Origin of the sequence: Propionivibrio limicola (genome assembly GCF_009469695.1) — a bacterium.
GTDB lineage: Bacteria > Pseudomonadota > Gammaproteobacteria > Burkholderiales > Rhodocyclaceae > Propionivibrio > Propionivibrio limicola.
Window position 1 is genome coordinate 264,330 of sequence record NZ_SSSR01000001.1, and the last position, 17,155, is coordinate 281,484.

Annotated in this window: 14 protein-coding genes and 1 riboswitch; of the genes, 6 read left to right on the forward strand and 8 right to left on the reverse strand. The window is 60.9% G+C overall.

Annotated elements, in window-relative coordinates:
- Positions 1–94: 94 nt before the first annotated feature.
- The 7 genes from GH659_RS01255 to GH659_RS01285 all read right to left on the reverse strand — a co-directional run bounded on the left by GH659_RS01255 (position 95) and on the right by GH659_RS01285 (position 7,841).
- On the reverse strand, positions 95–2,692 hold the full coding sequence (locus GH659_RS01255; protein WP_153108894.1) for a bifunctional aconitate hydratase 2/2-methylisocitrate dehydratase: 2,598 nt from the start codon (positions 2,690–2,692) through the stop codon (positions 95–97).
- Positions 2,693–2,886: 194 nt separating this feature from the next.
- Positions 2,887–3,111: an RNA-binding S4 domain-containing protein gene (locus GH659_RS01260; protein ID WP_153108895.1), complete on the reverse strand. Its 225-nt coding sequence runs from the start codon at positions 3,109–3,111 to the stop codon at positions 2,887–2,889.
- A 9-nt stretch (positions 3,112–3,120) separates the two neighbouring features.
- The gene (locus GH659_RS01265; protein ID WP_246167610.1) at positions 3,121–3,438 is read right to left on the reverse strand and encodes a YkgJ family cysteine cluster protein; all 318 of its coding nucleotides are present in this window, start codon (positions 3,436–3,438) and stop codon (positions 3,121–3,123) included.
- An 83-nt stretch (positions 3,439–3,521) separates the two neighbouring features.
- Entirely contained in the window at positions 3,522–4,202 is a 681-nt protein-coding gene (trmB, locus tag GH659_RS01270; protein WP_246167611.1) for a tRNA (guanine(46)-N(7))-methyltransferase TrmB, read from the reverse strand.
- A 13-nt stretch (positions 4,203–4,215) separates the two neighbouring features.
- Positions 4,216–5,214 (reverse strand): tRNA dihydrouridine synthase, encoded by a 999-nt coding sequence (locus GH659_RS01275; RefSeq protein WP_153108898.1) that lies wholly within the window; start codon positions 5,212–5,214, stop codon positions 4,216–4,218.
- 62 nt (positions 5,215–5,276) lie between these two features.
- Positions 5,277–6,932 carry a DNA repair protein RecN gene (recN, locus tag GH659_RS01280; RefSeq protein ID WP_153108899.1) on the reverse strand — a complete coding sequence of 552 codons (1,656 nt, stop codon included), beginning with the start codon at positions 6,930–6,932 and terminating at the stop codon, positions 5,277–5,279.
- A 27-nt stretch (positions 6,933–6,959) separates the two neighbouring features.
- Positions 6,960–7,841: an NAD kinase gene (locus GH659_RS01285; RefSeq protein WP_246167613.1), complete on the reverse strand. Its 882-nt coding sequence runs from the start codon at positions 7,839–7,841 to the stop codon at positions 6,960–6,962.
- A gap of 231 nt (positions 7,842–8,072) precedes the next feature.
- On the opposite strand from GH659_RS01285, the gene hrcA reads away from it, so the two are divergent.
- The 3 genes from hrcA (at position 8,073) to GH659_RS01300 (ending at position 11,339) form a co-directional block, all read left to right on the forward strand.
- Positions 8,073–9,101: a heat-inducible transcriptional repressor HrcA gene (gene hrcA, locus GH659_RS01290; RefSeq protein WP_153108901.1), complete on the forward strand. Its 1,029-nt coding sequence runs from the start codon at positions 8,073–8,075 to the stop codon at positions 9,099–9,101.
- Positions 9,101–10,138, forward strand: a complete 1,038-nt coding sequence (hemH, locus tag GH659_RS01295; RefSeq protein ID WP_153108902.1) for a ferrochelatase — start codon at positions 9,101–9,103, stop codon at positions 10,136–10,138. Before hrcA ends, hemH begins: the two co-directional genes overlap by 1 nt.
- A gap of 79 nt (positions 10,139–10,217) precedes the next feature.
- Positions 10,218–11,339 (forward strand): VCBS repeat-containing protein, encoded by a 1,122-nt coding sequence (locus tag GH659_RS01300; protein ID WP_153108903.1) that lies wholly within the window; start codon positions 10,218–10,220, stop codon positions 11,337–11,339.
- 9 nt (positions 11,340–11,348) lie between these two features.
- Here GH659_RS01300 and GH659_RS01305 read toward each other — a convergent pair whose 3' ends face one another.
- Positions 11,349–12,686, reverse strand: coding sequence for a protein kinase domain-containing protein (locus GH659_RS01305; protein ID WP_153108904.1), 1,338 nt, complete (start codon positions 12,684–12,686; stop codon positions 11,349–11,351).
- Positions 12,687–12,834: 148 nt separating this feature from the next.
- Here GH659_RS01305 and grpE point away from each other — a divergent pair, with 148 nt between their 5' ends.
- The 3 genes from grpE to dnaJ all read left to right on the forward strand — a co-directional run bounded on the left by grpE (position 12,835) and on the right by dnaJ (position 16,626).
- The gene (grpE, locus tag GH659_RS01310; RefSeq protein WP_153108905.1) at positions 12,835–13,377 is read left to right on the forward strand and encodes a nucleotide exchange factor GrpE; all 543 of its coding nucleotides are present in this window, start codon (positions 12,835–12,837) and stop codon (positions 13,375–13,377) included.
- A 77-nt stretch (positions 13,378–13,454) separates the two neighbouring features.
- Entirely contained in the window at positions 13,455–15,395 is a 1,941-nt protein-coding gene (dnaK, locus tag GH659_RS01315) for a molecular chaperone DnaK (RefSeq protein ID WP_153108906.1), read from the forward strand.
- A 91-nt stretch (positions 15,396–15,486) separates the two neighbouring features.
- Positions 15,487–16,626 carry a molecular chaperone DnaJ gene (gene dnaJ, locus GH659_RS01320; protein WP_153108907.1) on the forward strand — a complete coding sequence of 380 codons (1,140 nt, stop codon included), beginning with the start codon at positions 15,487–15,489 and terminating at the stop codon, positions 16,624–16,626.
- A 268-nt stretch (positions 16,627–16,894) separates the two neighbouring features.
- Positions 16,895–16,985: riboswitch (cyclic di-GMP riboswitch) on the forward strand.
- Positions 16,986–17,155: the final 170 nt, after the last annotated feature.

The window sequence follows — 17,155 nt, forward strand, 5'->3', positions numbered from 1 at the left end:
GACAGGGCCTCAACTTTCACACAGCACCTCGCTCCATAAAAAAACGCCCCGGCAGTTTACCGCCGGGGCGTTTTCAAGTGCTTACGCGGAACGATTAGATGTTCACGGTTTCAGCGGCTTCCTTGAACTCTTCGATCTGGTCGAAGTTCATGTAGCGATACACGTCGGCAGCCTTGGCATTCACAGCCTTGACCTGCTCCATGTACTCAGCCGGCGACGGAATCTTGCCCATCAGCGAGCAAACCGCAGCCAGTTCGGCGGAACCGAGGAAGACGTTGGTGTCGATACCGAGACGGTTCGGGAAGTTACGCGTCGAGGTCGACATCGCCGTGCTGCCCTTGCGGATCTGTGCCTGGTTACCCATACACAGCGAGCAACCCGGCATTTCCATGCGGGCGCCGCTCTTGCCGAGGATGCCGTAGTAGCCTTCTTCGGTCAGGATTGCGGCATCCATCTTGGTCGGCGGAGCGATCCACAGACGGGTCGGGATGTCGGTCTTGCCGTCGAGAACCTTACCGGCTGCGCGGAAGTGGCCGATGTTGGTCATGCACGAACCGATGAACACTTCGTCGATCTTGGTGCCGGCGACTTCGGACAGCAGCTTGACGTCGTCCGGATCGTTCGGGCAAGCAACGATCGGCTCCTTGATGTCGGCGAGGTCGATCTCGATCACGGCCGCGTATTCTGCATCGGCATCGGCCTTCAGCAGTTCGGGCTTGGCGATCCAGGCTTCCATAGCCTTGACACGGTTGGCCAGCGTCTTGGCATCGCTGTAACCGTTGGCGATCATCCACTTGAGCAGCGTGATGTTCGAACGCAGGTACTCGATGATCGGTTCCTTGTTCAGCTGAACCGTACAGGCAGCAGCGGAACGCTCGGCCGAAGCGTCGGTCAGTTCGAAGGCTTGTTCAACCTTCAGATCTGGCAGGCCTTCGATTTCGAGAATGCGGCCGGAGAAGATGTTCTTCTTGCCCTTCTTCTCGACGGTCAGCAGACCTTGCTTGATGGCTTGCAGCGGAATGGCGTTAACGAGGTCACGCAGGGTGATACCGTCGTTCATCTTGCCCTTGAAGCGGACCAGAACCGATTCCGGCATGTCGAGCGGCATCGTGCCGGTGGCAGCAGCAAAGGCAACCAGACCCGAACCGGCCGGGAAGGAGATACCAATCGGGAAACGGGTGTGCGAGTCGCCACCGGTACCGACCGTATCCGGCAGACACATGCGGTTCAGCCAGCTGTGGATAACGCCGTCGCCCGGACGCAGGGCAACACCGGCACGGGTGCTGATGAAGCCTGGCAGGGTGCGGTGGGTCTTGATGTCGACCAGTTTCGGGTAAGCAGCGGTGTGGCAGAAGGACTGCATGACCAGATCAGCGGAGAAGCCGAGGCAAGCCAGATCCTTCAGTTCGTCGCGGGTCATCGGGCCGGTGGTATCTTGCGAACCAACGGTCGTCATCTTCGGCTCGCAGTAAGCGTTCGGACGAACGCCCTTGCCTTCCGGCAGACCACAGGCGCGGCCAACCATCTTCTGAGCGAGGGTGTAACCCTTGCCGGTATCGGCCGGTTCTTGCGGCGTCTTGAACAGCGTCGAAGCCGGCAGACCCAGCGCGGCACGGGCGCGAGCGGTGAGGCCACGGCCGATGATCAGCGGGATACGGCCACCAGCGCGGACTTCGTCCAGAATCACCGGGGTCTTCAGTTGCGATTCAGCGATAACCTGACCGTTCTTGAGCGCAACAACCTTGGTCGTGGCAGCATCAATCTTCAGCTCGATCTCGTCGCCCATTTCCATCTGGTTGACGTCGATTTCAACCGGCAGAGCGCCCGAATCTTCGAGGGTGTTGTAGAAGATCGGAGCGATCTTGCTACCGAGGGTCACGCCACCGCAACGCTTGTTCGGGACGAACGGGATGTCTTCACCGGTCCACCACAGCACGGAGTTGGCCGCCGACTTGCGCGACGAACCGGTACCGACCACGTCACCGACGTAGGCGATCAGGTTGCCCTTCTTGGCGAGATCAGCCAGATGCTGGATCGGGCCGCGAACGCCAGGCTGCTCAGGCTCGATACCCGGACGCGGGTTCTTGAGCATGGCCAGCGCGTGCATCGGGATATCCGGACGGGTGGTTGCATCGGGAGCCGGCGACAGGTCGTCGGTATTGGTTTCGCCGGTGACCTTGAAAACGGTCAGCTTCTGGCTGGCCGGAACTTCAGGACGCGAGGTGAACCATTCGGCATCGGCCCAGGACTGGATCACGCCCTTGGCGTTGGTGCAGCCCTTGTCGGCGAGCGCCTTGACGTCGTTGAAGTAATCGAAAACGAGCAGCGTCTTCTTGAGCGCTTCAGCGGCAACAGCGCCGACTTCAGCGTCGCCCAGCACGTCAACCAGCGGCTTGACGTTGTAACCGCCGAGCATGGTGCCCAGCAGTTCGGTGGCCTTGGCGCGGGAAATCAGGGCACAGGATTCTTCGCCCTTGGCCACTTTAGCCAGGAACTCGGCCTTGACCTTGGCAGCATCATCCACACCAGCAGGAACGCGGTAGGTAATGAGCTCGACCAGCGTCTGCTCTTCGCCCTTCGGCGGGTTCTTCAGCAGAGCGATCAGTTCCTCGGTCTGCTTGGCGGACAGCGGCAGCGGCGGGATGCCGAGCGCGGCACGTTCAGCGACGTGGGCACGATAAGATTCCAGCATGGAAACGTCCTTTCAATTAAACAAAAACAACGGGTAAGAAGAAACCTGAATTCGGGGCCGGTATTGTACTTCAAGCCCGCCCGGGAGACAGCACAAAGGATGATGATTTTTCGGAAGAATCTGAAAAGAAAAAACTGCGAATCCGGACACGCCTTGACGCAGCCCTTACGCCTTTATCAGCGCAAGGACCACCCTTAGGTGGCGTGTTCAGCCACCAACTCAACAACCTCGCCAGCGTAGCCGACCGACTGCCCTGGTCGCAGCTTCGCCCGCTTGCGGCTCTCGACTACGCCATCGACCGTCACCCTGCCCGCCTCGATTTCGGCATGGGCAAAACCGCCGGAATGACAAAGCCCGGTGGTTTTCAGCAACTGGTCGAGCTGGATATAGTCACCTCGCACCTCTAAAACAATCGACATATTTTCCTTTCACAGGGCCAGCGGCGGCAGGCCATAACGGCATCGCGCCCGGTCACAGGCATCGTCGCCGATGCCCAGCGGCGCATACGGCGCAAAATCCCGGCAGGGGCCGGGGCGTTGTTCGTAGATGGCACAGTGCACCGCGCCCCCTATTTCGCCTTCCAGCGCAACGCAACGGGGCGGCGCTTCGTCGGTACCGCGCATGCGAACCAACGTCGCCGTCAGCGGGACCGTCATCGCTTCCGGCACCCCCGCCCGTTCAGGCGACGCCAGATCATCACGATGAAAATCGACACGAAAGGCGGCACAGCATGCACCGCAACTCAAACAGGCAAAATCCGACACGAGACCGCCAATCCAAAAAGCACGGGCCGGGATTGTCCCCCAGACGTCACGCGACGGCAAACCTTTCAGCCGAGATGAACGATCGCCCGAAAAAGCGGGTGCCCCGAGTCCAGATACTTGCGCTCGAAGGGCGTAAGCGGCTGCCCAGTCTGATATGGCTCGCACGTCACCGTTTTTTGCGTCAAAAAATGGACGGCAAAGCAGAATTCTTCGACGTAAATTGGCCAGTTGCTCCGGCATTCAAGCACGCCACCCAGCGCCAGCATGTCGCTGAAAACAGGATGCCCATGCCAGCGGCGCGACAGATGGCCGATTTTTGGCCAAGGGTTCGGATAAAGAAGATAGTGACGATCCAGCCTTAGCCCTGCGTCGCGCATCAACCGCCAGAAATCGACAAGATCGGCGCGTACCAGATCAAGGTTTTCCGGCAGATCGGCCGCTCCGGGCCAACCCCCGGAATTGCGGCTCAAGCGCGATGCGGACTGATCGACGCCGATCACATAATGGTTCGGGTAAGCCTTGGCCAGCGCAACGCTGCTCTCCCCGACGCCGCAACAGGAATCGAGAATCAGAGGCGCGGCGGGAGCGATTTTCTGCCAGCGACGGAAACTCTCCTCGAACGCCACCCGGTTGTAATCGGCATACGGCTTGCGAAACGGCGCCGAGCGATGGCGCTCGAGCAACACAGGAAGATGGTCATGAATGCCGGTTTGGGCACTCGTCGGAATTCGGGAATTGGCGTACACAGCTAAAAACTCCTCAGGACAGCTCGCGCTCCGACGACACGACGACACCATGCAAACCAAGCACACGTACCACGTCGTCCACTTTGTGCGCCGTGCGCACCTCGCCATACAACGACTCGGCCTCCGGAAAGGTGTTGCGCAACGCCCCCAACCAGAGCTTGATCCGTCCCGGCACATAGCGCGGCTCGACCCGCCCCAGGAACAGCCGCCAGAATTCCGCCAACAACGGTTTCAATTCGAGCCAGTCGTCGCGGCGATCAGGTTCACCGACTTCACTGACTTCACCAGCCAATTTCGCCTTGATCCGTCGCACCAGAAAAGGATCGGCCACCGCCCCGCGCCCGATCATCACGTCGCGGCAACCGCTCACGGCGCGGCAGCGCTCATAATCCTCGGGCGACCAGACTTCCCCGTTCGCGACTACCGGAATGCTGACGCTTTCGCGCACGCGTGCAATCCATTCCCAATGGGCGGGGGGCTTATACCCCTCGACCTTGGTACGCGCATGAACCACCAGCGAAACCGCCCCACCCGCTTCGAGCGCCAACGCGCACGCCACGGTTTTTTGGGTATCGCGCACCCCGAGCCGCATCTTCGCCGTCACGGGGATAGTCGCTGGCACTGACTGCCGAACCGCCGAGACGATCCGGAACAAACGCTCAGGCTCTTCCAGAAGCATGGCCCCGCCGCCATGGCGATTGACCGTCGGTGCCGGGCAGCCGAAATTCAGGTCGATGCCGGCCGGTGCCAGCGCGGCCAGACGCTCCGCATTGGCCGCCATCAACTCCGGATCGCTCCCCAGAAGCTGCACGACAACCGGCGTTCCCGCGCGCGTCCGGCTGGCATTGTTCAACTCGGGAGCAATGCGCTGAAAAGTCCGATTCGGCAAGACCGACCCGGAAACGCGGACGAATTCGGTCACCACGCCATCGTAGCCGCCGACGCGCGTCAGCACGTCGCGCAGCACACAGTCGGCAAGCCCCTCCATGGGCGCCAGAAAAAGCTTGCTCATAAACTTGAATCCCGGGAAAACAACACAGATGGAAGAATCAGAACGCAGACAAGCGAAGAAAATCAGCCCAGACCGAGCATTTCCCGCGCGTGCTGCCGGGTAATCCCGGTAATCTCGACGCCGCCGAGCATGCGCGCGATCTCTTCGACTCTTCCAGCATCGTCGAGACGAACGACGCGGCTACGCACGTCGCCCTCCTGTTTCTGCTTGCTCACCTGCCATTGCGCATTGGCGCGTGCGGCCACTTGCGGCAAGTGTGTCACGCACAGCACTTGCCGTTCGCCACCCAACTCGCGCAAGAGACGGCCAACGACTTCGGCAACGCCGCCGCCGATGCCGACATCGACCTCGTCGAAAATCAGCGTCGGCACGCTCGCTTCCTTGCTCGTCACCACCTGGATGGCCAGACTGATCCGCGACAACTCGCCGCCGGACGCCACTTTCGCCAGCGGGCGCGACACGCTGCCAGCCAGGCCGGCGATACGGAATTCGACCTGTTCAAGCCCGTTCGCACTTCCTTCCTCGATCGGAACCAGCGCAATTTCGAAACAACCGCCGCCCAGCGCCAGTTGCTGCATGAAGCGGCTCACCTCGGCCCCCAGCGCTTCGGCCGCCTCGGCCCGCTGCTGCGACAAGCGCTGCGCCAGTTCCAGATATTTCCGTCGCTCCGTCTCGACCCGTCGTTCCAGCGCCTCAATATCGGCCGCCGCGCCGAGGTCGGACAGGCGCGTCTGCCAACGTGTCAGCAAGGCGGGAAGCTCTTCGGGCAACACACGGTATTTGCGCGCACAATCGTGGATCGCCTCGATGCGGCGCTCGACGTCGCCGAGCCGCTCCGGATCGAGCTCGACACGATCCGCATAGCGCCGCAATTCCGATACAGCCTCGGCGAGTTCCGTCTGCGCCGACTGCAACAGCGCCGCCACCTCGCCCAAGGCCGGATCGAATCCGGCCAGGCTGTCGATCCGGCTGACCACGGCCTCCAGCTGGACTTCGCAAGCGCCGTCATCCTCGGCCAGCGCCCCCAGCGCAAAACGCGTTCCCTCGGCGAGACTGGCCGCATGGGCAAGGCGTTTGTGTTCGCCATTCAGCGATTCCCATTCTTCGACCGAAAAGCCGAGACGCTCAAGCTCCCTGACCTGCCACTCCAACTGTTCCCGCTCTTGCTGCAGCGTCTCCGCCCCCGTCGCGGCCGCCAGCAGTGCGGACTTCGCCTCGCGCCATGAGCGCCAAGCCGCCGCCACATCATTGACCAGCGGCAGCAGGCGCGCGTGGGAATCGAGCAGGAGACGCTGGGCATCGTTACGCAGCAACGACTGGTGGGCATGCTGCCCATGAATATCGATCAGCGACTCGGCCACTTCGCGCAATTGCTGAACGGTCGACGGCGAGCCATTGAGGTAAGCACGCGAACGCCCGTTGTTATCCACGATACGGCGCAACAGCAGACCGTCCTCGCAATCAAGATCGTGCTCGCGCAGCCAGGCCGTCGCTGCGGGCGAATCCGCGAGGTCGAATTCGGCGCTCACCTCGGCCCGCTCACAGCCGGAACGGATCAGCCCGCTATCGGCCCGCTCGCCGAGCGCGAAAGCCAGCGCATCGACGAGGATGGACTTCCCGGCCCCGGTTTCGCCGGTCAATGCGGAGAAGCCTGCTTCAAATTCAAGCTCCAGTTGATCAACCAGCACAAAATCGCGAATGTTCAGACGGCGAAGCATCGAACGGCCCAGTCTTCAGTCAGGAATTCAGGGAGTTCTCGGCTGCTTGTTCCAGTGCAGTTTCTCGCGCAGCATGGCGAAATAACTGTAGCCGGGCGGATGCAGGAAGCAGATCGAGTATTCGGAACGCCGGAGGTGAATCGAGTCTTCAGGACGAAGATCGAAGGTCACTTGCCCGTCGAAGTGCACGCGCGAATCCTGGGCGCACAAGATGCGGATCTCCAGTTCGCTTTCATCGCCGACCAGAATCGGCCGATTGGTCAGGGAATGCGGGCACAGCGGCACGAGCAGGATGCCGCCAACGCGCGGATGCATGATCGGACCGTTGGCGGACAACGAGTAGGCGGTCGACCCCGTCGGCGTCGACACGATCAGGCCGTCCGAACGCAGATTGAAAAGAAACTCGCCATCGATGCGCAGCTCGAATTCGATCAAACGACCGATCGCCCCCTTGTCCACCACGACCTCGTTCAACGCGAGATTCGTGGCAATCGTCTCGCCGCCGCGCTTGATTTCACCGGCCAGCATCATCCGGTTCTCGGGCATGAATTTCCCGCCCAGCAGATCGTCGATGCAGGTCAGCATCTCGTTCCGCGCGATATCGGTCATGAAACCGAGATGGCCCTGGTTCACCCCCACCAGCGGAACACGGTAGCGGGCAAGCTGGCGCGCCGCGTTGAGCATCGTGCCGTCGCCGCCAAGGACGATCGCCATATCGGCCTGCTCGCCGATACGCGCGTAATCGCCGCTTTGCCAGCGCTTGAGGTCGGTTGATTCGGAAATACTCGCCGTCACTTCCTCGACGATCACCCGCAGGCCGCGCTCTTCGAGGCAGCGCCCCAACAGACAGAGCGATTCCGAGATTTCGCGGCTTTGATACTTTCCGATCAGCGCAACGGTTTTTGGCACAACCTTCTGGCACGCGGAACGAGGTAGAGAAATTTCATCCATGGGGCGGAATTAAACCATAAATTCGCACACCGACAGTTGCACGCCGGAGATTGCGGAGCGATATCATCTGCCTTCTGTCCACACGCACGAGGACAGACTCCGTGACCGTCGGGCGAGGGAATAGGCAACCTCCCGCATTTCCCCGAGTCACATGTCTGCTTTCCGCTTTATTTTGTAAAATCGCCCACCATGCTCGACGACCGCGCCAGAACACTGCTCAAAACCCTGATCGAACGCTACATTGCGGACGGTCAACCGGTCGGCTCGCGCGCGCTTTCCAGATTCTCGGGCCTTGATTTGTCGGCGGCCACGGTGCGAAACGTCATGGCCGACCTCGAAGACCTCGGCTTCATCGCCAGCCCGCACACCTCGGCCGGACGGATTCCAACGCCGCGCGGCTACCGGCTTTTCGTCGATAGCCTGCTCACCGTGCAGCCGCTGGAGACCGAGAAGATCCACGCCATCGAGGGGCGGCTACACCCGTCACAGCCGCAGCTGCTGATCAGCAACGCCTCGCAGCTGCTGTCCGGACTCACCCATTTTGCCGGCGTCGTGCTGGCGCCACGCCGCAAGTCGGTCAAGATCCGGCAGATCGAGTTTGTCGCGCTGTCCGAGAAACGCCTCCTGCTCATCATCGTTACGACCGATGGCGACGTACAGAACCGCATTCTGTTCACCGAACGCCCCTATTCGGGGGCCGAGCTGACCTCGGCCAGCAACTACCTGAACCAGTATTTCGCCGGCCATGACTTCGAGCACATCCGCAAGCGCGTCAAGGAAGACGTGCTCCGCCTGCGCGGCGACCTGCAGGATCTGATGGCCAAAGCGCTGGCCGCCAGCGACGAAGCGCTCAACGACGGCAGCGAACATTTCGTCATCTCCGGCGAACGCAACCTGCTCGAAGTCGAGGAGTTCTCGTCGAACATGAAACGGTTGCGCGAACTGTTCGACCTGTTCGAGCAGCGCACCGCGCTCATGCAACTACTCGACTCGTCGCACAGCGCCGACGGTATCCAGATTTTCATCGGCGGCGAATCGGGGCTGGCGCCGCTCGACGAATGCAGCGTCGTCACCGCGCCCTATGAAGTCGAGGGCCAGATCGTCGGCTCGCTGGGCGTCATCGGACCGACACGGATGGCCTACGAGCGCGTGATCCCGATCGTTGACATCACCGCGAAGCTCCTCTCATCGGCGCTCACTTACCAGGCCAGCGCCTGATGTCCGGACTCCTTCCCGAACCCGCGCACCAAGGCAGCAAAAATGGGGGCAAGACGGGCGTCCTGCTGATCAACCTTGGCACCCCGGACGAACCGACCACGCCCGCCGTGCGGCGCTATCTCAAGGAATTTCTCGCCGATCCGCGCGTCGTCGAAATTCCCAAGCTGCTCTGGTGGCCGATACTCAACGGCATCATCCTCAACCTGCGCCCGGCACGCTCGGCAAAGAAATACGCTTCGGTCTGGATGCCCGAAGGCTCGCCGCTCAAGGTCCATACCGAACGGCAAACCAAGCTGCTACGCGGCTATCTCGGCGCCGACGGCGAATCGCTCGTCGTCGATTACGCGATGCGCTATGGAAGCCCGTCGATCCCGGCCGTGCTCGACCGCCTGAAGGCAAGCGGCTGCACCCGCATTCTGCTGCTGCCGCTCTACCCGCAATACTCGGCGAGCACCACCGCCACGGCATTCGACGCGGCCTTCGGCTGGATGCGGACGGCACGCAGCCAGCCCGAAATCCGCACTGTCCGCAGCTTCGCGGACGACCCCGGTTATATCGCGGCCCTCGCCGCCAGCGTGCGCAGTTTCTGGCAGACGAACGGCCGGCCCGAACCCGGCAGTCGTTTACTGATGAGCTTCCACGGTATCCCGCGTTTTGCCATCGACAAGGGCGACACTTACCGCGACGAATGCGTGCGCACCGGCCGCTGCCTCGCCGAAGCTCTGAACCTGAACGACGGCGATTATCAAATCTGTTACCAGTCACGCTTTGGCCGCGCCGAATGGCTGCAACCCTACACCGCGCAGACACTTCAGCAACTCCCCGGCCAGGGCATCCGGCACGTCGATATCCTCTGCCCCGGCTTCCCCGCCGACTGCCTCGAAACGCTCGAGGAAATCGCCATCGAAGGCAAGACAACCTTCCTCGGCGCCGGCGGAAAAAGTTACCGCTACATCCCCTGCCTCAACGAAAACGATGCCTGGATTCGCGCCTTGTCCGGCTTGATCCAGAAGCATCTCAATGGCTGGCCAGACTAACGCTGCCTAAAATTTACTCAAGCATCGGCACCTTCATCCGTTAAAGCCTTACGCGGATTTACAGAAACAGGAGGTCGCCGTGAGAATAAGCAGTTCAGCGTTGCAGTTGGAAGCCAGCCATTCGTCGTTCCAACGACATGAAGTCAGCGAATCGCTGCGCGCCTGGGTTGGCAATGCCCGCCCCCGGGAGGCTGGCAACGCCACAAACGGCCGCAATGATGCGCAAACAGAAAAACTCTCCGCCATTGCGGCGCTCAGTTCGACACTCGCCACCAACCCTCTGAATACCGACACCGTCGATATTTCCGATGCAGCACAAGCGGCCGAAAGCAATCAAGCCAACGCCATCGAGGAAGGCTTCGAGGCCGCCGAGAACGACCCGATCGTGAGACTCATCCGGGCCATGATCGCCGTGCTCACCGGCGAAGAGCCGCGCGTCTTCAGTGCCAGCGAGCGACAAGGCGACAACGAAACCTACGCCCCGGCACGCGGCGCAAATCCTCCGGCCAGCAACACGCCGAGCGCCGGTTATGGCATCGAATACGACCGCCACGAGAGCTACACCGAGAGCGAAAGCACGCAATTTGCCGCCGCCGGTATCGTCCGCACCGAAGATGGCCAGGAAATCCGCTTTGCCATGTCGTTATCGATGTCGCGCGTCTACCACGAAGAATCGAACATCAGCCTGCGGCTTGGCGATGCCCGGCAGACCAAAGACCCGCTGGTGATCAATTTCAACGGCAACGCCGCCCAGCTGACCGACCAGCGCTTTTCCTTCGATCTGAATGCGGATGGTCAGACCGCCGAACAAATCAATTTCGTGACGCAGGGGAGCGGCTTCCTCGCCTTCGACCGCAATGGCGACGGCGCAATCACGAGCGGCGCCGAACTGTTCGGCGCGCTGACCGGCGATGGTTTTGCCGAACTGGCCCGGCTCGACGCCGACAGCAACGGCTGGATCGATGAAAACGATGCCGCGTTCGAAAAACTCGCCGTCTGGACGAAGGATGGCGACGGCAACGACCGGCTCGCGGCGATGAAGGAAGCCAACGTCGGTGCGATCAGTCTGGAGCGCGTTGCGACGCCGTTCGACATCAAGGACAGCGGCAACGGTCTACAGGGCCATGTCCGGACAACGGGGATTTATTTGCAGGAAAGCGGCGCGGCCGGAACCGTCCAGCAGGTCGACCTCACCGTTTGAGCCAGACGTTCAGGGCGGCGCCAGCTCGAGCACCGTGCCGGTGCCCCGCCCCTGAACGGCCGGCGGTCCCAGTTTTGCCAATGCCTGGTTGGCTCCGCGCAACCGTTCAAGCATCCTGATCATCAGCGTTTTGCGGAAACGCTCCTGCACCTCGTCCGAACTCAATTCCAGCGCCGCGCTGTTGATTTCGAGGAACCGGGTCGGTTCGAGCGTCACCACCGTCGCCATCCGCGTCGTCTCGGTCGGATGGAGGAAGGTCATTTCCCCGACCACCTCGCCGGAACCGAGCCGGCACAGCGAACGCCCATCGATCGACACTTCGACGAAACCCTTCACGATCACGCCGAAAATCCGGTTCTTGTCGCCCTCGCGAATCAGCGCCACTTTCTCGGAAAACTCGCGCCAGACGCTGATGCGCAGCACCTCCCACAACTCGATGTCCTCGAAATCGCGAAAGAACGGCAATTGGCGCAGGATCTCGAAGTGCGACGTGTCCTGCGCGGCGGCATTCTCGTCGTACATCTGATAACGAACCGTCGACAGATCCTTGGCGAACGCGGCCCCGTTGCGGTAACGGTTGTAGAGATCCTTTTCGAGCGCCTTCTTCAGAATCGGCTCAAGCCCGGCCGGCAGGTTCGGATTGAGCGCACACACCGACGGCGCATCCATATTGACGATCTTATAGACCAACGCCCCCTGATTCTGCGCCCGGAACGGCAAGCGTCCCGTCAGCAACTGGAACAACAGCACGCCGAGCGAATACAGGTCGGTTTTCTGGTTGAGCGGGTAATCCTTGATCTGCTCCGGCGACATGTAGGCCGGCGAGCCGACGCCCATGACGAACGTCGAATCGACATGCGCGTTTTTGTGCAGGTTGAGCGCCAGACCGAAATCGGTGATTTTCGGGTTGTCATCGGCGTCGATCAGGATGTTCGCCGGCTTGATGTCGCGATGCACGACACCTTGCCGGAACGCATGATCGAGCGCCAGGCAGCACTTGAAGATGATTCCGATGACGCGGTGCATCGGCAGGAGCTTGTTGATGGCGCAAAACTGCTCCAGTGAAGTGCCATCCACATACTCCATCACGATGTACGCCTGATCGTCCTCGACCGCCGCGTCGTAGATTTTGACGATGTTCGGATGATCGAGACGGCGGCCAACCGAGCTTTCGGTCTGGAAAAGTTTGCGCAAGCGGCGAGAAACAGCGGCGTTCTCTCCGCCAAAACGGATCAGCTTGACCGCTACCTCACGCTGCGAATCGGGATCCTGCGCAAGATAGACGGTCGCCGTCGCCCCTTTGCCGAGGGGACGGATGATTTTGTACTTTCCGATTCTTTCCGCCATCGTCTAACGATTCTTCATCTCGCTCCAGGAGCGCAAATCGTAGCAGTTTGGCACAGCGCCACAAGACCGCGAAAAAAGCCACCCCACCTCTTGAAACCGGACCAAACGCCCCAACATCGCTTTTCGTTAATCCGGGAGACATCCAACCATGCAAGCGCTAGACAAAGATACAACGCCTGAAGAAAACCAGAATCCGGCGGACGCCACGCCGGGTGCGAACGTGGAAACGACACCGAATCTTGAAGAAATGATTCGCCTCGCCGAACAGAAGGCGGAAGAGCACCACGACGCCTGGTTGCGCGCCAAGGCCGAGAGCGAAAACGTCCGCCGCCGCGCCCAGGACGACATCGCCAAGGCCTCCAAATTCGCCATCGAACGCTTCGCCGGCGAACTGCTCGCCGTCAAGGACAGCCTCGAAGCCGGTCTGGCCACGGAAAACCCGAGCGTCGAAAGTCTCAAGTCCGGTACCGAACTGACGCTCAAGCAACTCGTCGCCGCCTTCGAAAAATCCGGCCTCAAGGAAGTCAATCCGGTCGGCGAGAAGTTCGACCCCAATTTCCATCAGGCGATCAGCATGATCGAGGCCGAGCAGGAGCCGAACACCGTCGTTTCCGTGCTGCAAAAGGGCTACCTGATCGCCGACCGCGTGCTGCGTCCGGCGCTGGTCGTCGTCGCCAAGGCCAAGGCTTGAAATTAATCCACGCAGCCCCACTTAGGGCGTAACCCGACATTCCTCGGTATTCACGAATTATCAAAAAGGACTCAGACATGGGCAAAATCATTGGTATCGACCTCGGCACCACCAACTCCTGCGTTGCCGTGATGGAAGGCGGCAAGCCGAAAGTCATCGAAAACTCCGAAGGCGCACGTACCACGCCGTCGATCGTCGCTTACGCTGACGACAACGAAATCCTCTGTGGCGCCCCGGCCAAGCGTCAGGCCGTCACCAACCCGACCAACACGCTGTACGCCGTCAAGCGCCTGATCGGCCGCCGCTTCGAAGAAAAGGAAGTGCAGAAGGATATCTCGCTGATGCCCTTCAAGATCCTCAAGGCCGATAACGGCGACGCCTGGGTCGAAGCGCGCGGCAACAAGATCGCTCCGCCGCAGGTATCCGCCGAAGTGCTGCGCAAGATGAAGAAGACCGCCGAAGACTACCTCGGCGAGGAAGTCACCGAAGCCGTCATCACCGTTCCGGCCTATTTCAACGACAGCCAGCGCCAGGCCACGAAGGACGCCGGCCGCATCGCCGGTCTCGAAGTGAAGCGCATCATCAACGAGCCGACCGCCGCCGCGCTCGCTTTCGGCATGGACAAGAAACAGGGCGACAAGAAAATCGCCGTCTATGACCTCGGCGGCGGCACGTTCGACATCTCGATCATCGAAATCGCCGAAATCGAAGGCGAGCACCAGTTCGAAGTGCTGTCGACCAACGGCGACACTTTCCTCGGCGGCGAAGACTTCGACCAGCGTCTGATCGACTACATCATCGACGAGTTCAAGAAGGAATCCGGCGTCAACCTGAAGTCCGACGTCCTGGCGCTGCAACGCCTCAAGGATGCCGCTGAAAAGGCCAAGATCGAGCTCTCGTCGAGCCAGCAGACCGAAATCAACCTGCCGTACATCACCGCCGACGCTTCCGGTCCGAAGCACCTGGCGCTCAAGATCACCCGCGCCAAGTTCGAATCGCTGGTCGACGAACTGATCGAGCGCACCATCGAACCCTGCCGCATCGCCCTCAAGGACGCCGGCGTCAAGGCCAGTGACATCGACGACGTGATCCTCGTTGGCGGCATGACCCGCATGCCCAAGGTGCAGGACAAGGTCAAGGAATTCTTCGGCCAGGAACCGCGCCGCGACGTTAACCCGGACGAAGCCGTTGCCGTCGGCGCTGCCATCCAGGGCGGCGTGCTGCAGGGCGAAGTTAAGGACGTGCTGCTGCTCGACGTCACCCCGCTCTCGCTCGGCATCGAAACGCTCGGCGGCGTGATGACCAAGCTGATCAAGAAGAACACGACGATCCCGACCAAGGCGTCGCAAGTCTTCTCGACCGCCGACGACAACCAGTCGGCTGTGACCATCCACGTCCTGCAGGGCGAACGCGAAATGGCTTCGGGCAACAAGAGCCTCGGCCAGTTCAACCTCTCCGACATTCCGCCGGCCCCGCGCGGCATGCCGCAGATCGAAGTCACTTTCGACATCGACGCCAACGGCATCCTGCACGTTTCGGCCAAGGACAAGGCGACCGGCAAGGAAAACAAGATCAAGATCCAGGCTTCTTCAGGTCTGTCGGAAGAGGAAGTCCAGCGCATGGTGCAGGACGCCGAGTTGCACGCCGAGGACGACAAGAAGGCGCACGAATTGGCCGACGCCCGCAACCAGTGCGATAGCATGATCCACATGGTCAAGAAGTCGATGACCGAGTACGGCGCCGAACTGTCCGACGAAGAGAAGAGCAAGATCGAAGCCGCGATCAAGGAAGCCGAAGACACCATCCGTGACGGCGACCTCGAGACCATCAAGGCGAAGACCGAAGCGCTCGGCACCGCCGCCCAGAAGCTCGGCGAGAAGATGTACGCCAAGCAGCAGGCTGAAGCCGGCGCGGCCGGTGAAGGTTGCGGCAGCGAATGCGGCGACAAGTGCGACTCGAAGAAGGATGAAGGCGACGTCGTCGACGCCGAATACACCGAAGTCAAAGACAAGAAGTAAGGCGTAAAGAGTAATCGGGAGTGAGGAGCCATCCTCACTCCTTTTTCCGTACACTTCCGACTCTTTACCCCCATCTCCCTACGGTTTTCCCATGTCCAAACGCGACTTTTACGACATTCTCGGCGTCAACCGCGACGCTTCCGACGAAGAAATCAAGAAGGCCTACCGCAAGCTGGCCATGAAGTATCACCCGGACCGCAATCCGGACAACCCGAAGGCCGAAGAGCACTTCAAGGAAGCCAAGGAAGCCTACGAAATCCTCTCCGACGGGCAGAAACGCGCCGCCTACGACCAGTACGGTCACGCCGGCGTCGATCCGCAGGCCGGCATGGGCGGAGGTTTTGGCGGGTTTGGCGGCGGCGCGGGCGGCTTTTCCGATGCGTTTGGCGGAATTTTCGACGAAATTTTTGGCGGTGGCGGCGGTGCCCGGGGCGGCCGATCCAACGTCTATCGCGGCGCGGATCTGCGCTACAACCTTGAGATCACGCTCGAACAGGCCGCCTTCGGGACCGAGACGAAGATCCGCATTCCGACCATGGAGGTCTGCGATTCCTGCAAAGGCAGCGGCGCCAAGGCCGGCACGCAGCCGAAAACCTGCCCGACCTGCCAAGGCAGCGGCCAGGTACGTATCCAGCAGGGCTTCTTCTCGATCCAGCAAGCCTGCCCGAAATGCCACGGCACCGGTAAGTTCATCGCCGAACCGTGCGGCAGCTGTCACGGCGCTGGCCGCATCAAACAGCACAAGACGCTGGCGGTCAAAATTCCGGCCGGCGTCGACGAGGGCGATCGCATCCGGCTCTCGGGCGAAGGCGAACACGGCATCAACGGGGGCCCCGCCGGCGATCTGTACGTGCAGATTCACCTCAAGGCGCACAGCGTCTTCGAGCGCGAACAGAACGACCTGCACTGCGAAATGCCGATCAGCTTCGCCACCGCCGCACTGGGCGGCGAGATCGAGATTCCGACGCTCGACGGCGCCGCCAAGCTCAAGATTCCCGCCGAAACGCAGTCGGGAAAAATCTTCCGCCTGCGCGGCAAGGGCATCAAGGGCGTGCGCAGCCACGCGCCGGGCGACCTGCTTTGCCACGTCGTCGTCGAAACCCCCGTCAATCTCACCGAGCGCCAGAAAGAACTGCTGCGCGAACTCGAAGATTCCAGCAGCGATTCTGCCCTCCACAACCCGCGGGCCAAATCGTGGATGGACAAGGTGAAGGAGTTTTTTGCCGGCTGAGCAAAAGAACGGGGCTTCTCCCCAAAAAAATCTGCAAAATCAAAGCAAAGGCCTCCTCGGAGGCCTTTTTCATTACCCGCTGTTCCCTACCCAGACATCCGCCTCTTCCGAAAGCAATCCCGGAAGCATTTTGTAAAACTGCTTAAGGTTTTTCTGCCCCGACCGTAAATGTTGACAACCTGACTCTGTTTTGTTAGGTTGCGCACGTTGCTTAATTTTTAGGCAACTTGATTCGAAAAAAACCAGCGTCGGCCGTTGTGCCGATGCTGCTTGAAAAGGGCAAACCCGTCGAAAGGCGGGGACGCAAAATCACCGGTCTAAAGGGTTGAGTCACACTCAATGACAGCGGGATTGCCAGGCAGTGTTACCGCTCCTTCCCTTGTGGAAAGAGCACTATTTGCTGCATGCGATTTCGCGCTCATCCCCCGCGGCCATTGAACGACGGGCAGACAGATGAACGGATCGCAAGGTAACACCACCCACTCCCCCACGCCTCCAGCAGCAACGCAAGCCATTTGGCACGAACCTG